The 26294-nt window shown below is 58.9% G+C and carries 23 protein-coding genes; 17 read left to right on the forward strand and 6 right to left on the reverse strand.

The window, feature by feature from the left end; genetic code table 11:
• The first annotated feature begins 75 nt into the window (after positions 1–75).
• From ACESQ2_RS00060 to ACESQ2_RS00095, 8 genes are all read left to right on the forward strand, one after another.
• Positions 76–1026 (forward strand): sugar-binding transcriptional regulator, encoded by a 951-nt coding sequence (locus tag ACESQ2_RS00060; protein ID WP_004848649.1) that lies wholly within the window; start codon positions 76–78, stop codon positions 1024–1026.
• Between the two features lie 362 nt (positions 1027–1388).
• Positions 1389–2909 (forward strand): glycerol kinase GlpK, encoded by a 1521-nt coding sequence (locus tag ACESQ2_RS00065; RefSeq protein ID WP_224260120.1) that lies wholly within the window; start codon positions 1389–1391, stop codon positions 2907–2909.
• Positions 2910–3189: 280 nt separating this feature from the next.
• Positions 3190–4125, forward strand: a complete 936-nt coding sequence (locus ACESQ2_RS00070; protein WP_004130307.1) for a D-ribose ABC transporter substrate-binding protein — start codon at positions 3190–3192, stop codon at positions 4123–4125.
• A gap of 43 nt (positions 4126–4168) precedes the next feature.
• The gene (locus ACESQ2_RS00075) at positions 4169–4789 is read left to right on the forward strand and encodes a DUF2291 family protein (protein ID WP_032719761.1); all 621 of its coding nucleotides are present in this window, start codon (positions 4169–4171) and stop codon (positions 4787–4789) included.
• 1 nt (position 4790) lies between these two features.
• Complete coding sequence (locus tag ACESQ2_RS00080; RefSeq protein ID WP_014228343.1) at positions 4791–6335, forward strand: sugar ABC transporter ATP-binding protein; 1545 nt, start codon at positions 4791–4793, stop codon at positions 6333–6335.
• A 17-nt stretch (positions 6336–6352) separates the two neighbouring features.
• Positions 6353–7408, forward strand: coding sequence for an ABC transporter permease (locus ACESQ2_RS00085; RefSeq protein WP_004848640.1), 1056 nt, complete (start codon positions 6353–6355; stop codon positions 7406–7408).
• A gap of 60 nt (positions 7409–7468) precedes the next feature.
• On the forward strand, positions 7469–8266 hold the full coding sequence (locus ACESQ2_RS00090) for an SDR family oxidoreductase (protein ID WP_014228342.1): 798 nt from the start codon (positions 7469–7471) through the stop codon (positions 8264–8266).
• 179 nt (positions 8267–8445) lie between these two features.
• Positions 8446–9231 (forward strand): SDR family oxidoreductase, encoded by a 786-nt coding sequence (locus ACESQ2_RS00095; protein ID WP_286114484.1) that lies wholly within the window; start codon positions 8446–8448, stop codon positions 9229–9231.
• Positions 9232–9425: 194 nt separating this feature from the next.
• On the opposite strand, the gene ACESQ2_RS00100 is transcribed toward ACESQ2_RS00095, so the two are convergent.
• A complete protein-coding gene (locus tag ACESQ2_RS00100; protein ID WP_004130292.1) occupies positions 9426–9578 on the reverse strand; it encodes a Hok/Gef family protein in 153 nt (50 codons plus the stop codon).
• 228 nt (positions 9579–9806) lie between these two features.
• Positions 9807–11834, reverse strand: a complete 2028-nt coding sequence (betT, locus tag ACESQ2_RS00105; RefSeq protein ID WP_373170078.1) for a choline BCCT transporter BetT — start codon at positions 11832–11834, stop codon at positions 9807–9809.
• A gap of 128 nt (positions 11835–11962) precedes the next feature.
• Between betT and betI the strand changes: the two genes are divergently transcribed.
• From betI to betA, 3 genes are read left to right on the forward strand one after another with little or no spacing between them, the layout of a single operon-like run.
• Positions 11963–12556, forward strand: coding sequence for a transcriptional regulator BetI (gene betI, locus ACESQ2_RS00110; protein ID WP_038424198.1), 594 nt, complete (start codon positions 11963–11965; stop codon positions 12554–12556).
• Between the two features lie 10 nt (positions 12557–12566).
• Positions 12567–14039: a betaine-aldehyde dehydrogenase gene (betB, locus tag ACESQ2_RS00115; protein ID WP_032719548.1), complete on the forward strand. Its 1473-nt coding sequence runs from the start codon at positions 12567–12569 to the stop codon at positions 14037–14039.
• Positions 14040–14053: 14 nt separating this feature from the next.
• A complete protein-coding gene (betA, locus tag ACESQ2_RS00120) occupies positions 14054–15718 on the forward strand; it encodes a choline dehydrogenase (protein ID WP_286114485.1) in 1665 nt (554 codons plus the stop codon).
• 52 nt (positions 15719–15770) lie between these two features.
• On the opposite strand, the gene ACESQ2_RS00125 is transcribed toward betA, so the two are convergent.
• Complete coding sequence (locus tag ACESQ2_RS00125) at positions 15771–16466, reverse strand: GNAT family protein (protein WP_345911501.1); 696 nt, start codon at positions 16464–16466, stop codon at positions 15771–15773.
• 209 nt (positions 16467–16675) lie between these two features.
• Between ACESQ2_RS00125 and ACESQ2_RS00130 the strand changes: the two genes are divergently transcribed.
• From ACESQ2_RS00130 to ACESQ2_RS00150, 5 genes are all read left to right on the forward strand, one after another.
• Positions 16676–18244, forward strand: coding sequence for an ABC transporter substrate-binding protein (locus ACESQ2_RS00130; protein ID WP_064375717.1), 1569 nt, complete (start codon positions 16676–16678; stop codon positions 18242–18244).
• A 164-nt stretch (positions 18245–18408) separates the two neighbouring features.
• Positions 18409–19458 (forward strand): ABC transporter permease, encoded by a 1050-nt coding sequence (locus ACESQ2_RS00135; RefSeq protein ID WP_373170079.1) that lies wholly within the window; start codon positions 18409–18411, stop codon positions 19456–19458.
• Positions 19458–20291, forward strand: a complete 834-nt coding sequence (locus ACESQ2_RS00140; RefSeq protein WP_085521890.1) for an ABC transporter permease — start codon at positions 19458–19460, stop codon at positions 20289–20291. The genes ACESQ2_RS00135 and ACESQ2_RS00140 overlap by 1 nt, the downstream gene beginning before the upstream one ends.
• On the forward strand, positions 20284–21120 hold the full coding sequence (locus ACESQ2_RS00145; protein WP_046876883.1) for an ABC transporter ATP-binding protein: 837 nt from the start codon (positions 20284–20286) through the stop codon (positions 21118–21120). Before ACESQ2_RS00140 ends, ACESQ2_RS00145 begins: the two co-directional genes overlap by 8 nt.
• The gene (locus tag ACESQ2_RS00150) at positions 21107–21811 is read left to right on the forward strand and encodes an ABC transporter ATP-binding protein (RefSeq protein ID WP_025107055.1); all 705 of its coding nucleotides are present in this window, start codon (positions 21107–21109) and stop codon (positions 21809–21811) included. Before ACESQ2_RS00145 ends, ACESQ2_RS00150 begins: the two co-directional genes overlap by 14 nt.
• A 108-nt stretch (positions 21812–21919) precedes the next feature.
• Here the strand turns inward: ACESQ2_RS00150 and ACESQ2_RS00155 are convergent, their stop codons facing one another.
• Positions 21920–23257 (reverse strand): aspartate aminotransferase family protein, encoded by a 1338-nt coding sequence (locus ACESQ2_RS00155; protein WP_038424195.1) that lies wholly within the window; start codon positions 23255–23257, stop codon positions 21920–21922.
• Between the two features lie 182 nt (positions 23258–23439).
• Here ACESQ2_RS00155 and ACESQ2_RS00160 point away from each other — a divergent pair, with 182 nt between their 5' ends.
• A complete protein-coding gene (locus ACESQ2_RS00160) occupies positions 23440–24204 on the forward strand; it encodes an SDR family NAD(P)-dependent oxidoreductase (protein WP_014228329.1) in 765 nt (254 codons plus the stop codon).
• Positions 24205–24872: 668 nt separating this feature from the next.
• On the opposite strand, the gene ACESQ2_RS00165 is transcribed toward ACESQ2_RS00160, so the two are convergent.
• Together ACESQ2_RS00165 and ACESQ2_RS00170 are read right to left on the reverse strand one after the other, a co-directional pair.
• Positions 24873–25634, reverse strand: coding sequence for an amino acid ABC transporter ATP-binding protein (locus ACESQ2_RS00165; RefSeq protein ID WP_024358860.1), 762 nt, complete (start codon positions 25632–25634; stop codon positions 24873–24875).
• Positions 25627–26292 (reverse strand): amino acid ABC transporter permease, encoded by a 666-nt coding sequence (locus ACESQ2_RS00170; RefSeq protein WP_014228327.1) that lies wholly within the window; start codon positions 26290–26292, stop codon positions 25627–25629. Before ACESQ2_RS00170 ends, ACESQ2_RS00165 begins: the two co-directional genes overlap by 8 nt.
• Positions 26293–26294 lie beyond the last annotated feature (2 nt).

The following is a 26294-nucleotide window of genomic DNA, read 5'->3' on the forward strand; positions in this document are numbered from 1 at the left end:
AACTGTCTTTTCTTTTCGCGTATGATAATGAGCTCTAACATAATGGCTGCACGTAAATGATTTTCGGGGAAATATATGGCTAAGCAGGATGAACAACGGCTATTAGTTAAGATTGCCACGCTCTACTATCTTGAAGGACGAAAGCAGTCCGATATCGCTCAACTTCTCTCGCTTTCTCAGTCATTTATCTCCCGAGCGATCGCCCGCTGCCAAAAAGAAGGCGTGGTCAAAATCAGCGTTGTTCAGCCATCGAATATTTTCCTCAATCTTGAAAAAGGCCTCGAGGATCGCTACGGAATTAAACAGGCCATCGTCGTGGATACCGAAGAGGACGCCAGCGATCACACTATCAAGCGCGCCATCGGATCCGCCGCGGCCCACTATCTGGAAACGCGATTGCGGCCGAAAGATCTGATTGGCGTCTCGTCGTGGAGTTCGACTATTCGCGCAATGGTTGATGAGGTTCACGCGCAAAACCTAAAGGCCAACGGCGTGATTCAACTGCTCGGCGGCGTGGGTCCTAACGGTAACGTGCAGGCGACCATCCTGACCCAGACCCTGGCGCAGCGTCTGAACTGTGAAGCCTGGCTGCTCCCTTCCCAGAGCATCGAAGGTTCTACGGAGGAGAAAAATCGCCTCGTGGCCAGCAAAGATGTCGCCGATGTGATTGCGCGCTTCGACGAAGTCGATATCGCCATCGTCGGGATTGGCATCCTTGAACCTTCGCAGCTGCTCAAAACGTCCGGTAACTACTATCACGAAGATATGCTGCAGGTGCTGGCGGAACGCGGCGCCGTGGGTGACATTTGCCTGCACTACTACGATAAAAACGGCAAGGCGGTGTTACGCGATGATGAAGATCCTGTGATCGGCATGGCGCTGGAGAAAGTGAAGAAGTGCCCTAACGTGGTGGCCCTTGCCGGCGGCAGCGAGAAGGTGGCGGCTATCAAAGGCGCGCTTTCAGGCGGTTATATCGATGTTCTGATCACCGATTATCCAACGGCCAGGCTGCTTATCGCCGGGTAATTTCCTCACTCAAACACTTTCCCACAGCCTTTACGCTTTCCTTCAGGCGTAAAGGCTTCGACAATAAATTTTTATATTTCAATCGTATATAACCAGCCAACCGCGCTCTTTTCCCCCGACATCCGCAAGCTTCACCAAACGGATAAGTGTGATTGCCAGCACAATTGATAACTTTTCCTGTAGCCCGACGGGAAGTTTCTGGCTAAGGTAACAAATAAATAATCACTATCGAATATATATTCAGTGATTAAAAAAGTGAAAACGAATTGTCACATCATGGCCTGCTAAGAAGCAATGCGATAAAGAGGAATGCCGACTTCCCCCTCCGCGCCAGGACGAAGTGTGACTCAGGAGACTACCTAATGCAGGCAACACGTAAAGAGTTCATCATTGCGCTGGACGAAGGCACCACCAATGCCAAAGCCGTCGTACTCGATAGCCGCGGCCAGGTCGTGGTGAAATTCTCTCAGCCGCTGGCGATCCAGACGCCGCGTGAAGGCTGGGTCGAGCAGTCGGGAGAAGTCCTGGTTGACGCTTCGCTGGCGGTTATCGCGAAAGCGGTAGCGCACGTTGGCGCAGAAAACGTCGCGGCGTTAGCCATCAGTAACCAGCGCGAGACCGCGATCGGCTGGTATCGCCAGAGCGGTAAGCCAATCAACGCCGCGATCACCTGGCAGTGCAGCCGCAGCGCCGCGTTTTGCGATGAACTGCGCCACAGCGATAAAGAGCAGCAAATCAAGGCCGTGACCGGCCTGCCGATTGCGCCTCTGTTTTCGGCCTCGAAAATGCGCTGGCTGCTGGAATCCCTTCCTGAGGGGCGCGCGCTGGCTGAGCGCGGAGAAATCTGCCTCGGCACTATCGACAGCTGGCTGCTGTGGAACTTAACCCAGGGCGATGCGTTCTGCTGCGATTACTCCAATGCCGCGCGTACCCAGCTGCTGAACCTGCAAACCGGCCAGTGGGATGACAACATGCTGGCGCTGTTCCAGATCCCGCGCGCCGCGCTGCCGGAGATCAAGCCCTCCAGCGGATTGTTTGGCTATACCCGGGGGTTGAACGCTATCCCTGACGGTATTCCGGTGATGGCGATGGTCGGGGATTCCCACGCCGCGCTGTTTGGCCACGCGCTGGGTGAACTCGGCTGCGTAAAAGCCACCTACGGTACGGGGTCATCGGTGATGGCGCCGGTAAAATCCGCACAGTGCGATATCGACGCGCTGGCCACCACCATCGCCTGGCACGACGGCGACAGCATCACCTACGGACTCGAAGGTAATATTCCGCATACCGGCGATGCCGTGGCGTGGATGGCGGACAGCACCGGTCTGAGCGAACTTTCCGATGCCGAACTGGCGCATGAACTCAACACCCTGCCCGCCTCCGTGGACTCCACGCTGGGCGTCTATTTTGTGCCGGCGTTAACCGGCCTGGGCGCCCCGTGGTGGGATGACAGCGCCCGCGGCGTGATTTGTGGCCTGAGCCGCGGCGTCAAGCGCGCCCATCTGATTCGCGCCGCGCTGGAATCCATTACCTATCAAATCGCCGATGTCGTGGTAGCGATGCGCCAGCAGGACGACTTCCACTTAACGGCGCTGATGGTCGACGGCGGCCCAACCAGGAACGACTGGCTAATGCAGTATCAGGCTGACCTGCTCGGCTGTCCGGTGATGCGCAGCGACGTTGCCGAGCTGTCGGCGATTGGCGCGGCCCTGCTCGCGCGCAAAGCCCTGAATCCCGGATCGGTAACCGACCTGAACGCGTTTTTAACCGAACACAGCGAATTTATCCCCGATATGGCCCGCCACCAGCGCCTGCAGAAAAGATGGCAGGAGTGGCGCCATGCGGTGAACAGAACATTATGGAAACCGGCAACGTCCGCCTGACGCCCACCAGGGAATCGAACGCGTGACGCACCTTAGAGCCTATCCCAGTAGGCGTTATTGGCGCAGGCAGTTTGAACACGGACAGCGCTTCGATCCCGGAGCGTACACGTAGTACGTGAGGGTTTTGAGCACTGCCCTGGTTCAAAATGGCCAGTAAAATAGCCCTAATGGATAGGCTCTTAATCATCAACAAAAGGAGAACCCCGGCCCATAAACTCGATTTACAGGCCTTACGTTGTTTCACCGTACCCGACAATAACAACCAAGAGAGAAAATTGTCATGAAATTACGTTTAACGCTTTTAACCGCTGCTACCCTGACCGCCTTTTCTTTCGCTGCCCAGGCGGCAGAAAAAGGCACCATCATGATCATGGTTAACTCGCTGGATAACCCCTATTACGCCTCTGAAGCCAAGGGCGCTAGCGAGAAAGCCAAAGAGCTGGGCTACCAGACCACCATTTTGTCGCATGGCGAAGATGTCAAAAAACAGAATGAGCTGATCGATACCGCCATCGGTAAAAAAGTTCAGGGCATTATTCTGGATAACGCCGACTCCACCGCCAGCGTCGCCGCCATTGAAAAAGCGAAGAAAGCGGGTATTCCGGTGGTTTTAATTAACCGCGAAATTCCTGTCGATGATATCGCGCTGGAGCAAATTACCCATAATAACTTCCAGGCCGGTTCTGAAGTCGCCAACGTATTTGTCGAGAAAATGGCGGAGAAAGGCAAATATGCCGAACTGACCTGTAACCTTGCGGATAATAACTGCGTGACCCGCTCTAAATCTTTCCACCAGGTGATTGACCAGTACCCGGATATGGTCAGCGTCGCTAAGCAGGACGCGAAAGGCACCTTAATCGACGGCAAGCGCATTATGGACAGTATTCTGCAGGCGCACCCCGACGTGAAAGGCGTGATTTGCGGCAACGGTCCTGTGGCCCTCGGCGCCATTGCCGCGCTGAAAGCCGCGAATCGTAACGATGTGGTGGTGGTCGGTATCGATGGCAGCAACGATGAGCGCGACGCGGTAAAAGCCGGCACCCTGCAGGCCACCGTAATGCTTCAGGCGCAGGCCATCGCCGCTCAGGGGGTGACCGACCTCGATAACTACCTGCAAAAAGGTGAAAAACCGGCCAAGCAGCGCGTGATGTTCCGCGGCATTCTGATTACTCAGGACAATGCAGACAAAGTGCAGGACTTCAATATCAAATCCTGATTTCGGGTTGTTGCGCCCCGTCCGGGGCGCACAGGAGCGTATTATGTATAAAAAAATCTCGCTGACGCTGGTTATTCTTGCGCTCGGGGGCTGTCGTATTGTCTCTCAGCAGGAGCTGGCCGATCTTAAATCTCCGCCCAACCCGCATATGGCGGATATCGATCGGACATGGCAAGACCAGCTGGTTCCCCAGGTTGTGGCTAAAGCCCGCCCCGTTGCCGAGCTGATGACCGCCCTGCGCGCGGCGAAAGATATCGATAGCGCCTGCAAAACCTTAGGCTATCGCGCTCAGGACGAAAACCCCTGCGTGTTTTACGTCAAAGTCGAAGGCAATATCAGCAAAATTGATTCCGCTTCGCGCAGCGGAAAAATGACGATTCAGGATATCAGCGGCGGCAACGTGGTGGTGCAAATTGGCCCAACGCTGCGCGGCACACTATTACGCGACGGCTATCAGGGCGCCAGCTATCAGGACTTTAACGATCAGGTGCTGTTTGGCGAATATAGCCGGGCGATTAACGAACATGCGGTCAAGATGATCCAGACGGCGCAGGTGAAAACCGGCGAAGCGGTACAGGTGTACGGCGTGTTCTCGGCCTGGGATATTCCGCAGACCGTGCCTGATATTACGCCAGCCAAAATTGTTCGTTTGGGAGGGCAATAACATGCAGCGGCAAGAACTCGTCAATTCCCAACCAGTCGACTCTGAAGTTATTATCGAAACTCGCGAATTATCTCGCGTTTATCCGGGCGTTGTCGCCTTAGATAGCGTGAATTACCGGGTCTATCGAAATAAAGTAAACGTTCTGATCGGTGAAAATGGTGCGGGTAAATCCACCATGATGAAAATGCTTGCTGGCGTTGAAACACCCTCTTCCGGTCAAATTATTCTTGATGGCGCCCCGGTGACCCTTAGCTCAACGCACCAGGCTGAAAAGCAGGGAATCAGCATCATTTTTCAGGAATTAAATTTATTCCCGAATATGAACGTCATGGATAATATTTTTATGGCTAACGAATTCTTTCAAAAAGGGAAGATTAACGAAAAATATCAATATGAGTTAGCCAAATCATTACTGGAAAGACTGGAGCTGAATGTCGATCCCTACACCCAGCTTGGCGAATTAGGCATTGGCCATCAGCAGCTGGTGGAAATTGCGCGCGCGCTTTCTAAGGACACCCGGGTATTAATTATGGATGAACCCACTTCCGCGCTCAGCCAGTCGGAAGTCAAAATCCTGTTTAACGTGATCGAACAGCTTAAACGCCGCGGCGTCACCATTATCTATATTTCCCACCGTCTGGAAGAGCTGATGGAAATTGGCGACCACATCACTATTTTCCGCGACGGGCGCTTTATCAGCGAGCGCGAGGTCAGCGACGCCAGTATTCCGTGGATTATCGAACAGATGGTCGGCGATAAGAAAAAACATTTCGACTACCGGCCGGCGCCGAAAGGCGAAGCGGTCCTTGCCGTTGAAGGTCTGACGGCGCTGCACCCCAGCGGCGGCTATAAGCTCAACGATGTGACCTTTACCTTAAGTAAGGGAGAAGTGATCGGCATCTACGGCCTGCTCGGCGCCGGACGCACGGAGCTGTTTAAAGGCCTGGTCGGCCTGATGCCCTGCCAGAGCGGTAACGTCCATCTCAACGGCGAAAATATCGAAAAGGCCCCGTTCCAGGCGCGGCTAAAAAAAGGGCTGGCGCTGGTGCCTGAAGACCGCCAGGGAGAAGGCGTGGTGCAGATGATGTCGATTCAATCGAATATGACCTTATCCGATTTCAGCCTGCAGGGATTTCGCCGGGCGTGGAAATGGCTGAATCCGCAGAAAGAAATCGCCTGCGTCAAAGAGATGATTCGCGAACTGGCAATCAAGGTGAGCGACCCCGATCTGCCTGTCACCTCACTCAGCGGCGGCAACCAACAAAAGGTGGTGCTCGGCAAGGCGTTGATGACGAAGCCGGAAGTGGTGTTTCTCGATGAGCCCACTCGCGGTATCGACGTCGGCGCGAAAACCGACGTTTATCATCTGATCGGCAAAATGGCCCAGCAGGGTCTGGCAGTGATGTTCTCTTCATCGGAGCTGGATGAAGTGATGGCGCTGGCGGATCGCATCCTGGTCATGGCCGACGGTCGGATTACCGCCGATTTACCGCGTCATGCGGTGACCCGCGAAAAATTAATCGCGGCTTCAACACCTCAAGATTAATCAGGCTGGAACCCATCATGAACCAGAAATATATGATTTATATGTACCTGCTGAAGGCCAGAACGTTCATCGCTCTGCTGCTGGTTATCGCGTTCTTCAGCGTGATGGTACCGAATTTCCTGACCACATCTAACCTGCTGATTATGACCCAGCACGTGGCCATCACCGGCCTGCTGGCCATCGGCATGACGCTGGTTATCCTGACGGGCGGTATCGACCTCTCCGTCGGCGCCGTGGCCGGCATCTGCGGCATGGTGGCCGGAGCGCTGTTAACCAACGGCCTGCCCTTATGGAACGGCAGCGTTATCTTCTTCAACGTACCGGAAGTTATCCTCTGCGTGGCGCTCTTCGGTGTGCTGGTTGGCTTCGTTAACGGCGCGGTCATCACCCGCTTCGGCGTCGCGCCCTTTATCTGCACCCTGGGCATGATGTATGTCGCCAGAGGCTCGGCGCTGCTGTTCAACGACGGCAGTACCTACCCCAACCTCAACGGCATGGAAGCGCTGGGCAACACCGGTTTCTCCACCCTGGGATCCGGGACGCTGTTGGGCATCTATCTGCCAATCTGGCTGATGATCGGCTTCCTGCTGCTGGGCTACTGGCTGACCACCAAAACCCCGCTGGGCCGCTATATCTACGCTATCGGCGGTAACGAATCCGCCGCACGCCTGGCCGGCGTGCCTATCGTCAAGGCAAAAATCTTCGTTTACGCCTTCTCCGGCCTGTGCTCAGCGTTCGTCGGCCTTATCGTCGCCTCGCAGCTGCAAACCGCGCACCCGATGACCGGCAATATGTTCGAAATGGACGCCATTGGCGCCACCGTGCTCGGCGGAACCGCGCTGGCGGGCGGTCGCGGCCGGGTAACCGGGTCAATCATTGGCGCGTTCGTCATCGTCTTCCTCGCCGACGGCATGGTGATGATGGGGGTCAGCGATTTCTGGCAGATGGTCATTAAGGGGGTGGTTATCGTCACCGCCGTCGTCGTCGACCAGTTCCAGCAGAAACTGCAGAACAAAGTCATTCTGATGCGCCGCCATGAGGAGAAGCTGGCTGCGGCAGGCGCCACCAGTTAATCACGTCTTTATTACCCCGCCGGATGCTCTGCCGTCCGGCTTCAATAAGGGATGAAAAACATGCAAAGAAATTTCCACAACAAAACGGTTGTTATCACCGGCGCCTGCCGCGGAATTGGTGCAGGTATTGCCGAGCGCTTTGCGCGCGACGGCGCGAATCTGGTGATGGTCTCTAACGCCGAGCGCGTCCACGAAACGGCGGAAACCCTCCGCCAGCGCTACCAGGCCGACATCCTGTCGTTACAGGTTGATGTGACCGACGAAGCGCAGGTGCAGTCGCTGTACGAGCAGGCGGCAGCGCGTTTCGGCACCATCGACGTCTCTATCCAGAACGCAGGCGTGATCACCATCGACTATTACGATCGCATGCCGAAGGCCGACTTTGAAAAAGTGCTGGCCGTTAACACCACCGGCGTCTGGCTGTGCTGCCGCGAAGCCGCCAAATATATGGTCAAGCAGAACCACGGCAGCCTGATCAACACCTCTTCCGGCCAGGGTCGTCAGGGCTTTATCTACACCCCGCACTATGCCGCCAGCAAAATGGGCGTGATCGGCATCACCCAAAGCCTGGCGCACGAGCTGGCGCCGTGGAATATCACGGTTAACGCCTTCTGTCCGGGCATTATCGAAAGCGAGATGTGGGACTACAACGACCGCGTCTGGGGCGAAATCCTCAGCACCGAGCAGAAGCGCTACGGTAAAGGCGAGCTGATGGCGGAGTGGGTCGAAGGCATTCCGATGAAACGCGCCGGCAAACCGGAAGACGTTGCCGGGCTGGTGGCGTTTCTCGCCTCCGACGACGCGCGCTACCTCACCGGGCAGACCATCAATATCGATGGCGGCTTGATTATGTCGTAATGCCGCCAGCCTGGCATTTTTCAGGTCAGGCTACACAAATCATATCCCGGAGGCGGTGCTGCGCACCTGTCCGGGCTACCCGACGGCACAAGCCCCGTAGCCCGGACAGGCGCAACGCGCCGCCTCCGGGAACGCCAACACCGGGCATGCTAAAGAATATTTTTTAGAGAGAAATGACTATGATCGCAAAAGATTTTGCCCAACAGCTGTTTAACCTGCAGGACCGCGTGGCCTTTGTCACCGGCGCGGGCAGCGGCATCGGCCAGATGATTGCTTACGGGCTCGCCAGCGCGGGGGCTCGGGTCGTCTGCTTCGATCTCCGTGAAGATGGCGGCCTCGCCGAAACCGTCAAAAATATTGAAGCCATCGGCGGAGATGCCTGCTACTACACCGGTGATGTGCGCCAGCTTAGCGACCTACGCGCCGGCGTGGCATTAGCGAAAAGCCGCTTTGGCCGCCTCGATATAGCCGTCAACGCCGCCGGGATTGCCAACGCCAATCCGGCGCTGGAGATGGAAACCGAGCAGTGGCAGCGGGTTATCGATATTAACCTGACCGGCGTGTGGAACTCCTGCAAAGCGGAAGCCGAACTGATGCAGGAAACGGGCGGCGGTTCGATTATTAATATCGCCTCGATGTCCGGCATTATTGTTAACCGCGGTCTCGATCAGGCGCACTACAACTGCTCTAAAGCGGGCGTTATCCACCTGTCAAAAAGCCTGGCGATGGAGTGGATCGGCAAAGGGATTCGGGTCAACTCCATCAGCCCCGGCTATACCGCCACGCCGATGAACACGCGCCCTGAGATGGTTCATCAGACCCGCGAATTCGAAAGCCAGACGCCGATCCAGCGCATGGCGAAGGTTGAAGAGATGGCCGGCCCGGCGCTGTTCCTCGCCAGCGATGCCGCCTCGTTCTGCACCGGCGTTGACCTGGTGGTTGATGGTGGTTTTGTCTGCTGGTAGAACGGATTTAGCGTAGAAAAATGCCGGTAAGGGTGAGGTTGACGTCAGCGAAGCAGTATGCAGGGTGGCGGCGCGATTGTTTTAACCGGTCGATGTTCTCTCGCCGTCCATCCTGCCCCCATAAGCAGAAAAAAGGTGCCTTAAGGTTCCTTACCCAGCCTGCGGATAAGCGGGGATAGCTCCCCGCATACCGGCTACTTCTTCGTTTCGTAAGCGAGAACGGCCTTGAACTCCATACTACGTTCTTTGATGCTCAGCTCGCACAGCGAGTCGCGCACCATTAACGTCAATCCCAGCGCTGTCAGACACAGCACGATGATTGCCACCAGGGCGTATTTTGTCAGCATCTCGTTGCCTCCATGCGAAGAAGAGGCTACTATCCAACGTGCTAGGTTTGGATTGTAGGCCTCAGGTTGATGGGAACATCTCCTGGGGCTTCGTCTTTCTGAATCCTCACCTAAGCCTGAACGCAGAAAGCCTCAGGCACCCGCCGCCATCATACGCTTCCCTGCGCAATTCACTGTATATTTAACCAGCTATAATCCTTTTTCAGAAAACGTTTAGATAGCCTACATTCAGGGAAAGGTCACGCTGTTGCCCGGCGCTTCGCGATGCAGATGGATAAAGTTCAAATGACGCTCGTACTGGTCAAGAATATCGGTAATGACCTGCTCTTTGCTGTAGTCCATCAGGTCGTTGCCCTGACTCCCTTCCAGCAGGAAGGTCTCCAGACGATAGTAGGTCGACTTCCCGCTGCGCGCCCGGTAGGTAAAGCCGGGAATGGAGTACTGCTGCGGCCAGATCTGATAAACAAAGTTCTGCTCGTCGCCCATATGCACCAGCAGGTCAAGATGGCCCAGGCTGTCTCCCTCTTCCGGCGGCAGGCTTTTCAGCTCGACGTAAGCGCCGCGCAGCTTCAGCTCCTGCGCCACCTCTTCCATCGCCGGGAAGCACACCGTCTCCATCATCTGGCGGGTATAGCGCGTGCCGGGATAGTTCATCAGCCGCGACAGGCGCTTCTTCCAGCTCAGGCGATCCTGCACGCCGAGCGGTCGCGGGGCGGTGTCGCGGTTGGCGCTCTCGCGGCGATAATCCTCAACCTTCAGCGACTTGTACAATCCCGCCATCACGAAGAAGATCACGAAGCTAAACGGCAGCCCCATAATCACCGTCGCGTTCTGCAGGGCGGAAATGCCGTTAGTCATCAGCATCCCGAGGGTCAGCAGGCCGATAACCACCGACCAGAAGATCCGCAGCCAGTTTGGCGCATCGCTGTTGATATCCTTCAGCTTCGAGGTGAAGTTACCCAGCACCAGCGCCCCGGAATCCGCGGAGGTCACATAGAACAGCAGGCCGGTAATCGTTGCCACCGAAGCGCTAAAGGTAAACGCGGGATACTGCGCCAGCAGGTTATAGAAGCCGCGCTCCGGGTGGGCGACCGCCTCGGCGGCGAAGGCCGCATTGCCGTGGATGATTTCATACAGCGCGCTATTGCCGAACACCGACAGCCACAGCAGGGTAAAGGTGAACGGGATAATCAGCGTTCCTACCACAAACTGACGAATGGTGCGTCCACGTGAAATACGCGCCAGGAACAGGCCGACAAACGGCGACCACGCCACCCACCACGCCCAGAAGAACAGGGTCCAGTTGTTCATCCACTCTACCGGACGATCGAAGGCGAAGCTGTTCAGGGTCATGCCCATAAAACGATTCACATAGTCGCCAACGTTGAGCACCAGCGCGTTGAGCAGAAACTCGGTGTCGCCCATAAACAGGACAAACAGGATCAGCCCGAGGGCCAGCACCACGTTAAGCTCGGAAAGAATACGAATGCCTTTATCCACCCCGGAGGTCACGGAGATGGTGGCGATAATGACCGACAGCACGATCAGCGCCGCTTTCGCGCCCAGCGAGTCCGGAATATCAAACAGCACGTTGAGGCCGTAGTTTAGCTGCACCACGCCAATCCCGAGCGTGGTGGCAATACCAAAAATGGTGCCGATAACGGCGGCGATATCCACGCTGTGGCCGATTGGGCCATTAATCTTTTTGCCGAAGATCGGATAGAGCGCGGAGCGGATGGTCAGGGGTAAATTATAACGATAGCTAAAGTATCCCAGCGCCATCCCCATCAGGGCATACATCGACCAGCCGGTCAGCCCGTAGTGAAACAGCGTCCACACCATCGCCTGGCGCGCCGCCTCCATGGTCTGCCCCGCCCCTTCCGGCGGCTGCATATACTGGGTCACCGGTTCGGCGACGGAGAAGAACATCAGGTCGATACCGATACCGGCGGCGAACAGCATTGCCGCCCAGCTGAGCACGCTAAATTCCGGCTTCGAATGTTCCGGCCCGAGCTTCACCGAACCGAAACGCGAGCAGGCGATGCACACGACAAACACGATATAGAGCGTCGCGGCGAGCAAATAGTACCAGCCAAAGGTGCGGGAAACCCAGTTCAGGGTACGGCCAATCCAGGCCGCGGAAAAATCGCTGAAGAAGAGAGTCATCAGGGAAAACAACAAAATCAGTCCGGCGGAAGTGTAAAAAACCACCGGATTGATTTTGTCCTTTTCTCTGCTCGGCGAAAGGTCTGTCATCCATTCTCCTTACTGTTTTTGCAACTATTAGAACCAAAATCGGCAACAATTAAGACACATTTTATATTGAACGTCCAATCAAAAACCGCTTTAATAGATAAACAAAGCTGATGAATGGAGTCTGAGAAATGCCCAAACTGGGGATGCAACCGATACGGCAGCGGCAGCTGATTGACGCCACCCTGGCCGCCATCAATGAAGTGGGAATGCACGATGCCACCGTCGCGCAGATCGCCCGGAGGGCTGGCGTATCAACCGGCATCATCAGCCACTATTTCAAGGATAAGAACGGGCTGCTGGAAGCGACGATGCGCGATATCACCGGCCAGCTGCGCCAGGCGGTGTTGGGCCGTCTGCACGCCCTGCCCGGCGCCGGCCCGCAGGAACGCCTGCGCGCCATCGTGGCGGGAAACTTCGACGACAGCCAGATAAGCAGCGCGGCAATGAAGGCCTGGCTCGCCTTTTGGGCCAGCAGCATGCATCAGCCGATGCTCTATCGCCTGCAGCAGGTCAGCAGCCGGCGACTGCTGTCGAATATCGTCTATGAGTTTCAGCGCGCCCTGCCGCGCGAAGAGGCGCAGGAGGCCGGATACGGTCTCGCCGCGCTGATCGACGGGCTGTGGCTACGCGCGGCGCTGAGCGGTAAACCGCTGGATAAAGCCCGCGCCGAAACGCTCGCCGAGCACTTCATCAGCAAATATCTGCCACCGACTTCTCACTAATGGAGGACCCATGTCCCGAATGGCCGAACAGCAGCTTTACATCGACGGTGGTTATGTTTCCGCCACCAGCGGTAAAACCTTCGAGACGATTAACCCTGCCAGCGGGGAAGTGCTGGCGACCGTCCAGGCCGCCGGCCGCGAAGACGTCGACCGGGCGGTAAAGAGCGCCCAAAAAGGGCAAAAAATCTGGGCGGCGATGAGCGCCATGGAACGTTCGCGCATTCTGCGTAAAGCGGTCGATATTCTGCGCGATCGCAACGATGAACTGGCCCGTCTGGAGACTCTCGATACCGGCAAACCGCTGAGCGAAACCGCCGCCGTCGATATCGTCACCGGCGCCGATGTGCTGGAGTACTACGCGGGCCTGATCCCGGCGCTGGAAGGGAGCCAGATCCCGCTGCGCGACAGTGCATTCGTCTACACCCGCCGGGAACCGCTGGGCGTCGTCGCCGGGATCGGCGCCTGGAACTACCCGATCCAGATCGCCTTGTGGAAATCAGCCCCGGCGCTGGCGGCCGGTAACGCGATGATCTTTAAGCCGAGTGAAGTCACCCCGCTCACCGCCCTGAAGCTGGCGGAAATTTACCGCGAGGCGGGACTGCCGGCGGGAGTATTTAACGTGCTGCCGGGCACCGGCGCCGAAACCGGCCAGTATCTCACCGAGCACCCGGACATCGCCAAAATCTCCTTTACCGGCGGCGTCGCCAGCGGCAAAAAAGTGATGGCCAACTCCGCCGCCTCCTCGCTGAAGGAAGTCACCATGGAACTGGGCGGTAAATCGCCGCTGATCGTCTGCGAAGACGCCAACCTCGACCTCGCCGCCGACATCGCGATGATGGCTAACTTCTATAGCTCAGGACAGGTCTGCACCAACGGCACCCGGGTATTCGTTCCGGCGCGCCTGAAGGCGGCGTTTGAAGAGAAAATCCTCGCTCGCGTGGCGCGTATCCGCCCTGGCGATCTGTTTGCTGAAAGCACCAACTTCGGGCCGCTGGTGAGCTTCCCGCACCGTGATAACGTGCTGCGCTACATCGCGATCGGCAAGCAAGAAGGCGCGCGCCTGCTCTGCGGCGGCGAGGTGCTGAAAGGCGAAGGCTTCGACCGCGGCGCGTGGGTCGCCCCGACGGTGTTTACCGACTGCGATGACCAGATGACCATCGTCCGCGAAGAGATCTTCGGCCCGGTGATGTCGATTCTGAGCTACGACGATGAGGAAGAAGCGGTTCGCCGCGCCAACGCCACCGAATACGGCCTCGCCGCCGGCGTCGTCACGCCGGATTTAAACCGCGCCCATCGCCTGATTCATCGGCTGGAGGCCGGGATCTGCTGGATCAACACCTGGGGCGAATCCCCGGCGGAGATGCCGGTCGGCGGCTACAAGCACTCCGGGATTGGCCGCGAAAACGGCGTGCAGACGCTGCACAGCTACACCCAGATAAAATCCATCCAGGTTGAGATGGGTCAGTTTCAATCCATATTTTAACCAGGAGGTCATTTTTGCAGTTTGACTACATTATTATTGGTGCCGGTTCCGCCGGCAACGTACTGGCTACACGACTGACGGAAGATCCCCAGACCACCGTCCTGCTGCTGGAAGCGGGCGGCCCGGATTACCGTTTCGACTTCCGCACCCAGATGCCCGCCGCGCTGGCCTTTCCTCTACAGGGTCGGCGCTATAACTGGGCCTACGAGACCGAGCCTGAACCGCATATGAACAATCGCCGCATGGAGTGCGGACGCGGTAAGGGCCTCGGCGGGTCCTCGTTAATCAACGGCATGTGCTATATCCGCGGCAACGCTATGGATCTCGATAACTGGGCCTCGGCGCCGGGGCTTGAGCACTGGAGCTACCTCGACTGCCTGCCCTACTACCGCAAAGCGGAAACCCGCGATATTGGCGCCAACGACTACCACGGCGGCGACGGCCCGGTCAGCGTCACCACGCCAAAGCAGGGCAACAATCCGCTGTTCCACGCGATGATTGAAGCCGGCGTACAGGCCGGCTACCCGCGCACCGACGATCTTAACGGCTACCAGCAGGAAGGGTTTGGCCCCATGGATCGTACCGTGACGCCGCAGGGACGCCGCGCCAGTACCGCGCGCGGCTATCTCGACCAGGCGCGCGCGCGTCCCAATCTGACCATTCGCACCCATGCGCTGACCGATCGCATTATTTTTGCCGGCAAACGCGCCGTCGGCGTCGAGTGGCTGGAGGGCGACAGCACCGCGCCGTTAAACGCCACCGCCAATCAAGAAGTGCTGCTCTGCGCGGGCGCCATCGCTTCGCCGCAAATCCTGCAGCGCTCCGGCGTCGGCAGCCCGGAACTGTTGCGCCAGTTCGATATTCCGCTGGTTCACGCCCTGCCCGGCGTCGGCGAGAACCTGCAGGATCATCTGGAGATGTATCTGCAGTACGAATGTAAAGAGCCGGTGTCGCTTTACCCGGCGCTGCAGTGGTGGAACCAGCCGAAAATCGGCGCCGAATGGCTGTTCGGCGGGACCGGCATCGGCGCCAGCAACCAGTTTGAAGCGGGCGGATTTATTCGCAGCCGGGAAGCCTTTGCGTGGCCAAATATTCAGTACCACTTCCTGCCGGTCGCGATTAACTACAACGGCTCAAACGCGGTGAAAGAGCACGGATTCCAGTGCCACGTCGGCTCCATGCGCTCCCCAAGCCGCGGCCACGTGCGTCTGAAGTCGCGCGACCCGCACGAACATCCGGCGATTCTGTTTAACTATATGTCCAGCGAACAGGACTGGCAGGAGTTCCGCGACGCGATTCGCATTACCCGCGAAATCATGCATCAGCCGGCGCTGGATAACTATCGCGGCCGGGAGATCAGTCCGGGGGCGGAGTGCCAGAGCGATGCCGAGCTGGATGAGTTTGTGCGCAATCATGCGGAAACCGCCTTCCATCCGTGCGGCACCTGTAAAATGGGCTACGACGAGATGGCGGTGGTGGATGGCGAAGGTCGGGTGCACGGGCTGGAAGGCCTGCGCGTGGTCGACGCCTCAATTATGCCGCAGATTATTACCGGCAACCTTAACGCGACCACCATCATGATTGGCGAAAAAATGGCTGACGCCATTCGCGGCCGTCAGCCGCTGCCGAAGAGCAGCGCGGCGTATTACGTGGCGAACGGCGCGCCGGTTCGCCGGTAAGAGTAAGCCCCCTAACCCTCTCCCTGCGGGAGAGGGTTAGGGTGAGGAAAAACTAGCGAAAATCTTCCAGCCGCTTTAGCTGCCGTCCATCAGCATCAAAGTTCTCCGGCGCCAGCCACGCCCGCAGCGCCGCGTCGCGCGCGGGCCATTCGCTATCGATAATCGACAGCATATCGCTATCGCGGGTGCGTCCTTTGCGTACCATCCTCTGACGAAGACGCCCCTCCCAGGTAAACCCCAGCCGGTCGGCGGCGCGGCGGGAGGCGAGATTCATCGAATCGCACTTCCACTCCAGCCGACGATAGCCGTGAGCAAAACCATTTTGCAGCAGCAGCCACACCGCCTCGGTCCCGAGCGGCGTATTTTTCATCGCCCGCGACCAGGTGACGTGCCCTATCTCCACCGTGCCCATCGCCCGCTCAATCGCCATATAGCTGACCAGCCCGACGGCCCGCTCGGCGCGCAAATCGATAACCGCATACGGTACCAGCCCGTCGTCCATAACCTTACCGGTGATCCAGTTCGCCGTTGACTCCACGCTCTGTGGGCAGGTGCTGGCAAGCCAGGTCCAGTCGCTGTCGTCGCCGAGGGCATAGGCGGCAAACAGATCCGCCGCGTGCCGCTCGGTATCCAGCGGCTCCAGCCGGCAAAAGCGGCCATTTAACGCCGTGCGGTGCAGAAGTCCCGCGCCCTGCCACCCTGGCACGCGATCGTTGACCTGCTGACCAAATTCATTAATTTCCGGCACGCTTATCTCTCCCGTAGTGTTATCAAATTGTTATATCAAGAAAGGCGAATGGCCGGAAGATGCCCGGTACGATCGATCGTCATAACCCCTTGGTCTTGCTTATGCTTTTTAAGCATAAACTTAGCCGATCTTTGACTTTACGCCCGTAATTAAGCGGCCTAACGTAGCGAAACATCAATAATCACAATAACTTTTTTCAGGGATCGCATATGACTAAAAAACTGCTGCCGCTGCTGGTGCTCGCCGCGTTATCCGCCGCCGTTGACGCCGCCACGCCGCCGGGGACCCTGGTGGTCGCGCAGGGCCTCGACGATATCGTCAGCCTCGACCCGGCGGAAGCCAACGAGCTCTCCAGCATCCAGACGGTACCGAGCCTTTATCAGCGCCTGGTGCAGCCGGACCGCGATAACCCTGAAAAAATCACCCCGATCCTGGCCGAAAGCTGGCAGGCCGATCCGGCGGCGAAAACCCTGACCATCAAGCTAAAGCCCGACGCCAAATTCGCCTCCGGTAACCCGCTGCGCCCGGAAGATGTCATTTACTCGTACACCCGCGCGGTCATCCTGAACAAATCGCCGGCGTTTATTCTTAACGTCCTCGGCTGGCAGCCGGATAACATCGCCAGCCAGCTGAAGAAGTTAGACGACCATACCCTGGAGCTCCGCTGGACCGCCGACGTCAGCCCGGCGGTGGCGCTGAATATTCTCTCCACGCCGATCGCCTCTATCGTCGATGAGAAACAGGTCGCCCCGAACGCCAAAGATAACGACTTCGGCAACGGCTGGCTGAAAATGCACTCGGCGGGCAGCGGCGCGTATAAAATGCGGGTCTATCAGCCGCATCAGGCCATCGTGCTGGAGGCCAACAGCAGCGCACCCGGCGGCGCGCCGAAGCTGAAAAGCATCATTATTAAAAACGTTCCGGACCCGGCCTCACGTCGTCTTCTCATCCAGCAGGGTGATGCCGACGTGGCGCGCGATCTCGGCGCCGACCAGATTGCGGCTCTGCAGGGTAAACCGGGCGTCAAGGTCCTCAGCATCCCTTCCGCTGAGCAGAACTATCTGGTCTTTAATACCGGCAACAGCGCCAACCCGCTGCTGAAAAACCCGGCCTTCTGGGAAGCGGCGCGCTGGCTGGTGGATTACAACGGCATCACGAAAGATTTGCTGAAGGGGCAATATTTCGTCCATCAGAGCTTCCTGCCGGTCGGCCTGCCGGGCGCGCTGGACAATAACCCATTTACATTCAACCCGCAAAAAGCCAAAGATATCCTCGCTAAAGCGGGCATCAAAGAGGCGCATTTCACCCTCGACGTCGAAAACAAGCCGCCGTTTATCACCATCGCCCAGTCGATGCAGGCGAGCTTCGCCCAGGGCGGCGTGAAGGTGGATTTGCTGCCGGCCGCGGGTAGTCAGGTCTATGCTCGCGTGCGCGCCAAACAGCATCAGGCGGCGATTCGGCTGTGGATCCCTGACTATTTCGATGCCCACTCTAACGCCAGCGCCTTTGCGTACAACGACGGTAAATCCAGTACCGTCGCCGGGCTAAACGGCTGGCAGATCCCGGAGCTGAATAAAGCGACCCTGGCGGCAGTCGCCGAGCCGGACGCAGCGAAGCGCCTGGATCTGTATAAAAACATGCAGGAGGCGCTGCAGCGCAGTTCGCCTTACGTGTTTATCGATCAGGGTAAAACCCAGATTGTGGTTCGCGATAACGTGAAAGGTTATCAGCAGGGTCTCAATGCCGATATGGTCTGGTATGACCGGGTAACCAAATAACGCCTGGGGCAGGTACGATCGGGTAGCCCGGACAGGCGCAACGCGCCGCCTCCGGGAACGCAGGCCCCGATACCTTATGTTTTCCCGGTGGCGCTGCGCTGACCGGGCTACAACAACAGATCGCGCCAGCTGATAACACTGTACTTTTTACCAACGGAATAACCATGTCTGCTGTGTTACCCCCCCGAGCAGAGCGGCGCGCAAAACGCCCCCTGCTCGCGCTGTTTCAGGGACTGCTGACGCTGGCCCTGACGCTGCTCGGCCTGCTGCTGGTGACCTTTGCGCTCTCGGCGCTGTCGCCGGTTGATCGGGTGCTGCAAATCGTCGGCGACCACGCCAGTCAGTCCACCTATGATCAGGTACGTCACCAGCTCGGCCTCGACCAGCCGTTGCCGCTGCAGTTCTGGCGCTATCTGGTGAATCTCGCCCACGGCGATCTCGGTATCGCCAGCTCAACCGGCCAGCCGGTGCTGCACGACCTGCTTGCCGCGTTCCCGGCCACCCTCGAACTGGCCACGCTGGCGCTGATTATCGGCGCGCTGTCGGGCGTTATCGCAGGCGTTCTCTGTGCCCGCTACGTCGGCTCGCCGTGGGATCTGGCGATGCGCACCTTTACGCTGCTCGGCAACTCGGTGCCGATTTTCTGGCTCGGTCTGCTGATGCTGGCGCTGTTTTACGCCAAACTGCAGTGGACGCCGGGGCCGGGGCGGCTGGACGATATTTATCAGTACACCGTCGAACCGCGCACCGGCTTTGCGCTCATTGATACCTGGCTCTCGGGTGATAAAGAGGCGGTTAAAAACGCCGCCGGGCACCTGCTGCTGCCGGTGCTGCTGCTGGCCTATTATTCTCTGGCGAGCATCACCCGCCTGACCCGTTCCGCCTGCCTGAGCGAAATGAACAAAGAGTACATCCTGCTGGCGCGCGCCAAAGGGGCCAGCGAGATGACGATTCTACTGCGTCACGTCCTGCCCAATATCCGCGGCACCCTGCTGACGGTGACCGCCCTCGCCTGGACCTCCATGCTGGAAGGCGCGGTGTTGACCGAAACCGTCTTCTCCTGGCCGGGAATTGGCCGCTATCTGACCACCGCGCTCTTTGCCGGCGATACCACGGCTATCATGGGCGGTACGCTGCTGATCGGCGCGAGCTTTGTGCTGATTAATCACCTCACCGACCTGCTGGTGCGGCTGACCGACCCGAGGATACGCTGATGCCGGGCTATCTGTTTTTACGCCGCCTGCGCCGTTCTCCCGCCGCCTTTTGCGGCCTGATCATCATTACGTTACTCCTGCTGATTGCGCTCTTTGCACCCTGGCTGGCTCCTCTCGACCCGAACTGGCAGGACGCCGCCGCGCGGCTGCAGGGTCCGGGCCCGCGGCACTGGCTCGGCACCGACAGCTACGGCCGCGATCTTCTCTCAAGGCTGATTTTCGGCGCCCGTCCGGCGCTGGGGCTGGTCGCGCTGGTGACGGCGATTACGCTCCCCGCCGGTCTGCTGGTGGGGATCCTGTCCGGCTATTACGGCGGCTGGCTGGAGCGCGTGCTGATGCGTTTTACCGACGTGGTAATGTCGATGCCGCGGCTGATTCTGGCCTTCGCGTTTGTCGCGATGCTCGGCCCGGGCCTGGTGAACGGCGCCCTGGCGCTGGCGCTGACGACCTGGCCCGCTTACGCCCGTCAGGCGCGCAGCGAAATTCAGCGCTTGCGCCATAGCGACTATCTGGCGGCGGCGGAGATGATGGGCATTCGCGGCTGGCGTCTGCTGATGGGTCATATTCTGCCGCTCTGCCTGCCCTCGGCGATCGTCCGGCTGGCGCTGGATTTAGCCGGGATTATTCTCGCCGCTGCCGGTCTTGGCTTCCTCGGCCTCGGCGCCCGCCCGCCAATGGCGGAATGGGGCGCGATGATCGCCGACGGCATGCAGGTCATTTTCGACCAGTGGTGGATCGCCGCCGCCCCTGGCGCCGTCATCCTGATCGCCAGCCTGGCGTTTAACCTGCTGGGCGATGGCCTGCGCGACGTTCTGGAGCCGCAACATGACTGATACTCGTCTGATCGTTCAGGGACTGACCATCGACTATCCCACCGCCAGAGTGGTGGACCATTTAAGCTTCACGCTCGGCAACGAGCGGCTGGCGCTGGTCGGCGAATCCGGCTCCGGTAAATCCATGACCGCCCGCGCCCTGATGGGGCTGGTACGCCGGCCCGGCGTCGTCAGCGCCGAGGCGCTCAACGTGCTGGGGCGCGACGCATTAACCCTTCGCGACCGCGGCTGGCGCGAGCTACGCGGCAACGATATAGCGATGGTGCTGCAGGACCCGCGCTACGCGCTCAATCCGGTAAAAAGCATTCAGGCGCAGCTGGAAGAGGCATTAACTCTGCATCAGCGCCTTAGCCGCCGCGCGCGGCTGGAGGCGGTCAAAGCCGCCGTTGCCGCCGTCGGTCTGGATTTACCGGTGCTCAACCGTTATCCAGGCGAACTCTCCGGGGGGATGGGCCAGCGGGTGATGATTGCCCTTGCGCTGCTCAATAATCCGCAGGTGCTGATCGCCGATGAGCCCACTTCAGCCCTCGATGCCCGGCTGCGCAATCAGATCCTCGAACTGTTGGTAGAGCAGTGCGAACAGCGGCGGATGGCGATGCTGTTGATTAGCCACGACCTGCCGCTGGTGGCCGAGCACTGCCAGCGGGTGCTGGTCCTGTATCAAGGGGAAAAGGTCGATGAGATGGCGGCGCGAGATCTGCCGACGGCGACGCATCCCTACACCCGTACGCTCTGGACCTGTCGCCCGGCCGCGCAAACTTACGGTCAGATGCTGCCGACCCTCGACCGAACCCTGAACTTGACGGAGGCGGCGCATGGCGGTCGTTAATCTCAAGGATTTACAGGTTATTTTTGGCGAAAAAACCGCGGTGTCCGCCGCCAGCTTTGCCGTTGACGCGGGAGAAACGTTCAGCCTGATCGGCGCATCCGGCTGCGGAAAATCAACGATTCTGCGGGTATTAGCCGGGCTGCAGCGGGACTGGCGCGGCCGCGTTGAACTGTTTGATAAGGCCATTACGCCGGGCCTGCGTTTTCAGGGCGAGCTGCGGCGCAACGTACAGATGGTGTTTCAGGACCCGTACGCTTCGCTGCATCCCAATCATACGCTATGGCGCACGCTGGCGGAGCCGCTGAAAATTCACGCTATCGGCGAGATCGAACATCGGGTGTCCACCGCCCTGCAAGAGGTGGGGCTGCCTGCCGACGCCGCGCGCCGCTATCCGCACCAGCTTTCCGGCGGCCAGCGCCAGCGGGTGGCGATTGCTCGCGCGCTGCTGCTGCGGCCAAAGATTCTGCTGCTGGATGAGCCAACGTCGGCGCTGGATATGTCGGTGCAGGCGGAAATACTGAATCTGCTCAATCGGCTAAAGCAGGAGCACGGAATGACCTATCTGCTGGTCAGCCACGATGCCGATGTGATTGCCCATATGTCGGACCGGGCGGCGTTTATGGCGGAAGGCGTGATTCAGCGCTTCTTTGACCGCGAAGCGCTGGTGAACGGCGAACATCGGATAGGCTGAAAACCCGCCCCCGCTCGCGCTACGCTTAGCGGGGCTACGGGTTCGCCGCCATCTGCGAGAAGGTCGCCCGGGTAAGGCATTTACGCCGCGACCCGGGAAATCATCCCCTTATTTCGCCAGGCTCGCGAAGCGGGCGAATACCGCATCAAAAATCGCCAGCCCTTTTGCCACCTGTTCGGCGCTGATGGTGCACGGCGGCACCACGTGAATGCGGTTCTCCACCACAAACGCCAGCAGGCCGGCTTCGGTTAACGCGCCTTTAATGGCCGCCATATCGGCAGCGGTCAGCGGAGTTTTCCGCTCGCGGCTGCTGACCAGCTCCAGCGCCTGGAACAGACCGCGGCCGCGCACGTTGCCGATAATCGCGTGCTTCTCCGCCAGCGCTTCCAGCCCCGGACGCAGCACTTCGTTGCCGATGGTCGCCGCGTTCTCCACCACCTTCTCTTCCTTCATCGCGTCAATGGTGGCGACAATCGCCGCCATCGCCAGCGGATGGCCGGAATAGGTCAGCCCCCCGGCAAAGAAATGGTCATCAAAGTAGCGGGCGATTGGCTCGCTAATCAGCACGCCGCCGGCCGGGACGTAGCCGGCGTTAACCCCTTTGGCGAAAGTCACCAGATCCGGCACCACGCCATCCTGCTCGAAGGCGAACCAGCTCCCGGTACGACCAAAACCGGCCATCACTTCATCGAGGATCAGCACAATGCCAAACTCGTCGGCCAGCGCCCGCACGCCCTGCATATAGCCCTCCGGCGGGACAAGAATCCCGGCGGTACCCGGAATCGACTCCAGCAGAATCGCGGCTATCGCGTTCGGGCCTTCGCACTCAATCATCCGCCGCAGATGGGCCAGCGCGCGCTGGCACTCCTCCTCTTCCGTCGTGGCGTTAAATTCGCTGCGGTAGAGATAGGGATTAAAGAAGTGCACGTGACCGCGTGAATACTCATTCGGCACGCGGCGCCAGTCGCCGGTGGCGGCAATCGCGCTGCCGGTATTGCCGTGATAGGAGCGATAGGCGGAGAGCACTTTATCGCGCCCGGTATAGAGCCGCGCCATACGGATGGCGTTCTCGTTGGCGTCGGCGCCGGCGTTGGTGAAGAACACTTTGCTAAAGCCTTCCGGCGCCAGCTCGACAATCCGCTTCGCCGCTTCGCCGCGGGCGAGGTTGGCGGTGGCGGGCGCGATGGTCACCAGCTCTTCCAGCTGGGCTTTCATCGCCGCCAGCACGCGAGGATGCTGATAGCCAATGTTGACGTTGACCAGCTGGCTGCTGAAATCCAGGTAAGTATTGCCTTCGTAATCCCACAGCTCGCAGCCTTTTGCCCCGGCGATCACCAGTGGATGTAAATTGCCCTGCATCGACCATGAATGAAACACATAAGCGCGATCCAGCTGCCGAACTTCATCATTGCTTATCGCTACCTCGTTCTGTAGTGCCAGCTTCATACCCTGCCCTCTCTCATGTCGTTGTTGTTGGCCTCATCATTGGCCGTGCGGGGGAGAAACGGATAGAGCCAGTCAGGCGAAAATGATGTGACACCGTGTCACATCGCCGCGCGCCGACTGGCCCTGTGCCCGCACGCGCGCGGTTTTTATAGTGGGAGCGACAACCTGCACAGGAGAATGAAATGGCAACGAGCAAAGTGGTGTTTATTACCGGGGCGACCTCGGGATTTGGGGAAGCAGCGGCGCAGGTCTTCGCCGATGCGGGCTGGTCGCTGGTGCTGAGCGGACGCCGTTTTGCGCGGCTGAAGACGCTACAGGATAAGCTCGCCTCGCAGGTGCCGGTGCACATTATCGAACTCGACGTACGCGATAGCGATGCGGTGGCCGCGGCCGTGGCGGCTCTGCCCGCGGGCTTCGCCGATATCACGACGCTGATTAACAACGCCGGGCTGGCGCTGTCGCCGCAGCCCGCGCAGAAAGTGGATCTGGACGACTGGAAAACGATGATCGACACCAACGTCACCGGGCTGGTCAACGTGACCCACGCGCTGCTGCCGACGCTGATTAACCACGGCGCGGGGGCGAGCATCATCAATATCGGCTCTATCGCCGGGCAGTGGCCCTATCCCGGCAGCCACGTCTACGGCGCCAGTAAGGCTTTCGTGAAGCAGTTCAGCTATAACCTGCGCTGCGATCTGCTCGGGACCGGGGTGCGCGTGACCGATCTCGCACCGGGCATTGCCGAAACGGAATTTACCCTGGTGCGCACCAAAGGCGACCAGGCGGCGTCGGACAACCTGTATCGCGGTACCACACCGCTGAGCGCGCGGGATATTGCCGAACAGATGTTCTACATCGCCACGCTGCCAGACCATATGAATATCAACCGGGTCGAGGTGATGCCGGTGCGTCAGGCCTGGCAGCCGTTCGCCATCGATCGGGATTAAGGTTTGGTAGAGCGGAGAGGCGCGTAAGCGCCGCCTCCGGGAGAGTTTCATGCAGCTACGGATATGTCTCTGAAACAACGTGTTATGCAGCGATGCCCTGGCCCCCGCTGAAATCGGCGAACCGGAGGACCGAAGACAAGGGCTGGCCGCCAGGGATGGCGGACAGAGGCGAATCGAGACAGTGATGTCGAGTTGAGCCGACCTCGGGCTGAGGACCGGGAGGTGAGCGCAGTGCGCAGCACCGATTTATTTGCGGGACCGCGGGGATTGTAAAGGGGGAGACGGTTTTCTCCCCCTTTACCCGTTCACGTACCACGGTGAGACATTTTCTGCGAAATAGCGGTGAACGGAACCCCTCAACAGCGTCCCGGAGGCGGCGCTTGACGCGCCTGTCAGGGCTACCCAATCTGCCACCCTCCAACACCGAGCCCGGAAATCCCGGGTCGCGGCGTAAACGCCTTACCCGGGCTACCGCCCCTGCATGAACACCGTCCCGGAGGCGGCGCTTGACGCGCCTGTCCGGGCTACTCGATCTGCCTCCCTCCAACACCGGGCCCGGAAATCCCGGGTCGCGGCGTAAACGCCTTACCCGGGCTACTCCCCGCTGACGGCTGGAAACCCGTAGCCCCGGTAAGCGCAGCGCGACCGGGGAGAACGGCCGCTGATGCTTACCGGCTGCTCTGCAAAAACTGCCTGACGCGCTCGGAGTCCGGGTTGCTGAAAAACTTCTCCGGCGGCGCTTTCTCAATCAACAATCCCTTCTCAAGAAACACCACCTCATCCGATACCTGGCGCGCAAAGTCCATCTCGTGGGTCACCACCACCATCGTGTAGCCCTCGGCGGCCAGTGCCTTCATCACCCCCAGCACCTCGTTGACCAGCTCGGGGTCCAGCGCCGATGTCGGCTCATCAAACAGAATCACCTCCGGCGACATCGCCAGCGAACGGGCAATAGCCACCCTCTGCTTCTGTCCGCCGGAGAGCGTGATCGGGTAAACGTCGGCTTTATGCGCCATCCCCACTTTCTCCAGCTGCTGCATGGCGATAGCCTTCGCTTCATCACGCTTCATCCCCTTGACGTGCAGCAGCGCTTCGCTGACGTTCTGCTGCACCGTCAGGTGCGGCCACAGGTTAAAGCTCTGAAACACCATGCCTACCCGCTCGCGGATTTTCGACAGCTGGCGATGGGACATCGCGCGGCCATTATGCTCATCAATCCCCAGCCGCTGGCCGCTGATGCGGATCTCGCCGCGATCCGGCTGTTCCAGCCAGTTCATGCAGCGCAGCAGCGTCGATTTACCCGACCCCGACGAGCCGAGAATGCTCACCACGGTCCCCTTTTCTACCGTCAGGTTGATATCACGCAGAACTTCCACGTTATCAAACTGTTTAGAGACGTTTTTGACGCTTACAGCAGTAGTATCAGACATGACTCATTCCTCTTCTGACTCCCCAGGCGCTCAGGCGTTTAATCAGCAGCTCCAGCAGGATGCTGATCGCCCAGTAGAGCCCAATCGCGACGATAAAAGCGTTAAACGGGATAAAATAGGTGGCCTGCACGCTGTTAGCCGCAGCGGTTATCTCCTGGACGGTGATAATACTGAGGAAAGCGGTATCTTTCAGGCAGATAATCAGCTGGTTCCCCATCAGCGGGAGCGCGGAAGAGAGAATATTGGGCAGAATAATGCGGCGGAATATTTTGTAGCGCGAAAACCCCTGCGCGACCGCCGCCTCGATATAGCCACCGGAAAATACCCGCCGCTGGCTGCGCAAAATCTCAAAGAAATAGGCGCCGTGGTAGATAATTAAGGCAATTAAGCCGGCGGTCCAGGGCTCCATACTAATACCCACTTGCGGCAGCCCGTAATAGAGCAAATAGGCGAGGATCAAAAAGGGAATCGCCCGCATTAAGCTGACAAAGGCAATAATAAGCCGGTTAAGGGTTTTCTTTTGATATTCGGTTAAATAGCACAGGACAATGCCGATAATTAATCCGGCAATTGCCGCGGTAATAAAAAGCTCAAGGGTGGCGAGTAAACCGGCAATAAAGCTGTCGCGCACCGACCAGATAACGGCCCACTGATTCATAG

Origin of the sequence: Klebsiella sp. Q11 (assembly GCF_964241505.1) — a bacterium.
In the GTDB taxonomy this organism is placed as follows: domain Bacteria; phylum Pseudomonadota; class Gammaproteobacteria; order Enterobacterales; family Enterobacteriaceae; genus Klebsiella; species Klebsiella michiganensis.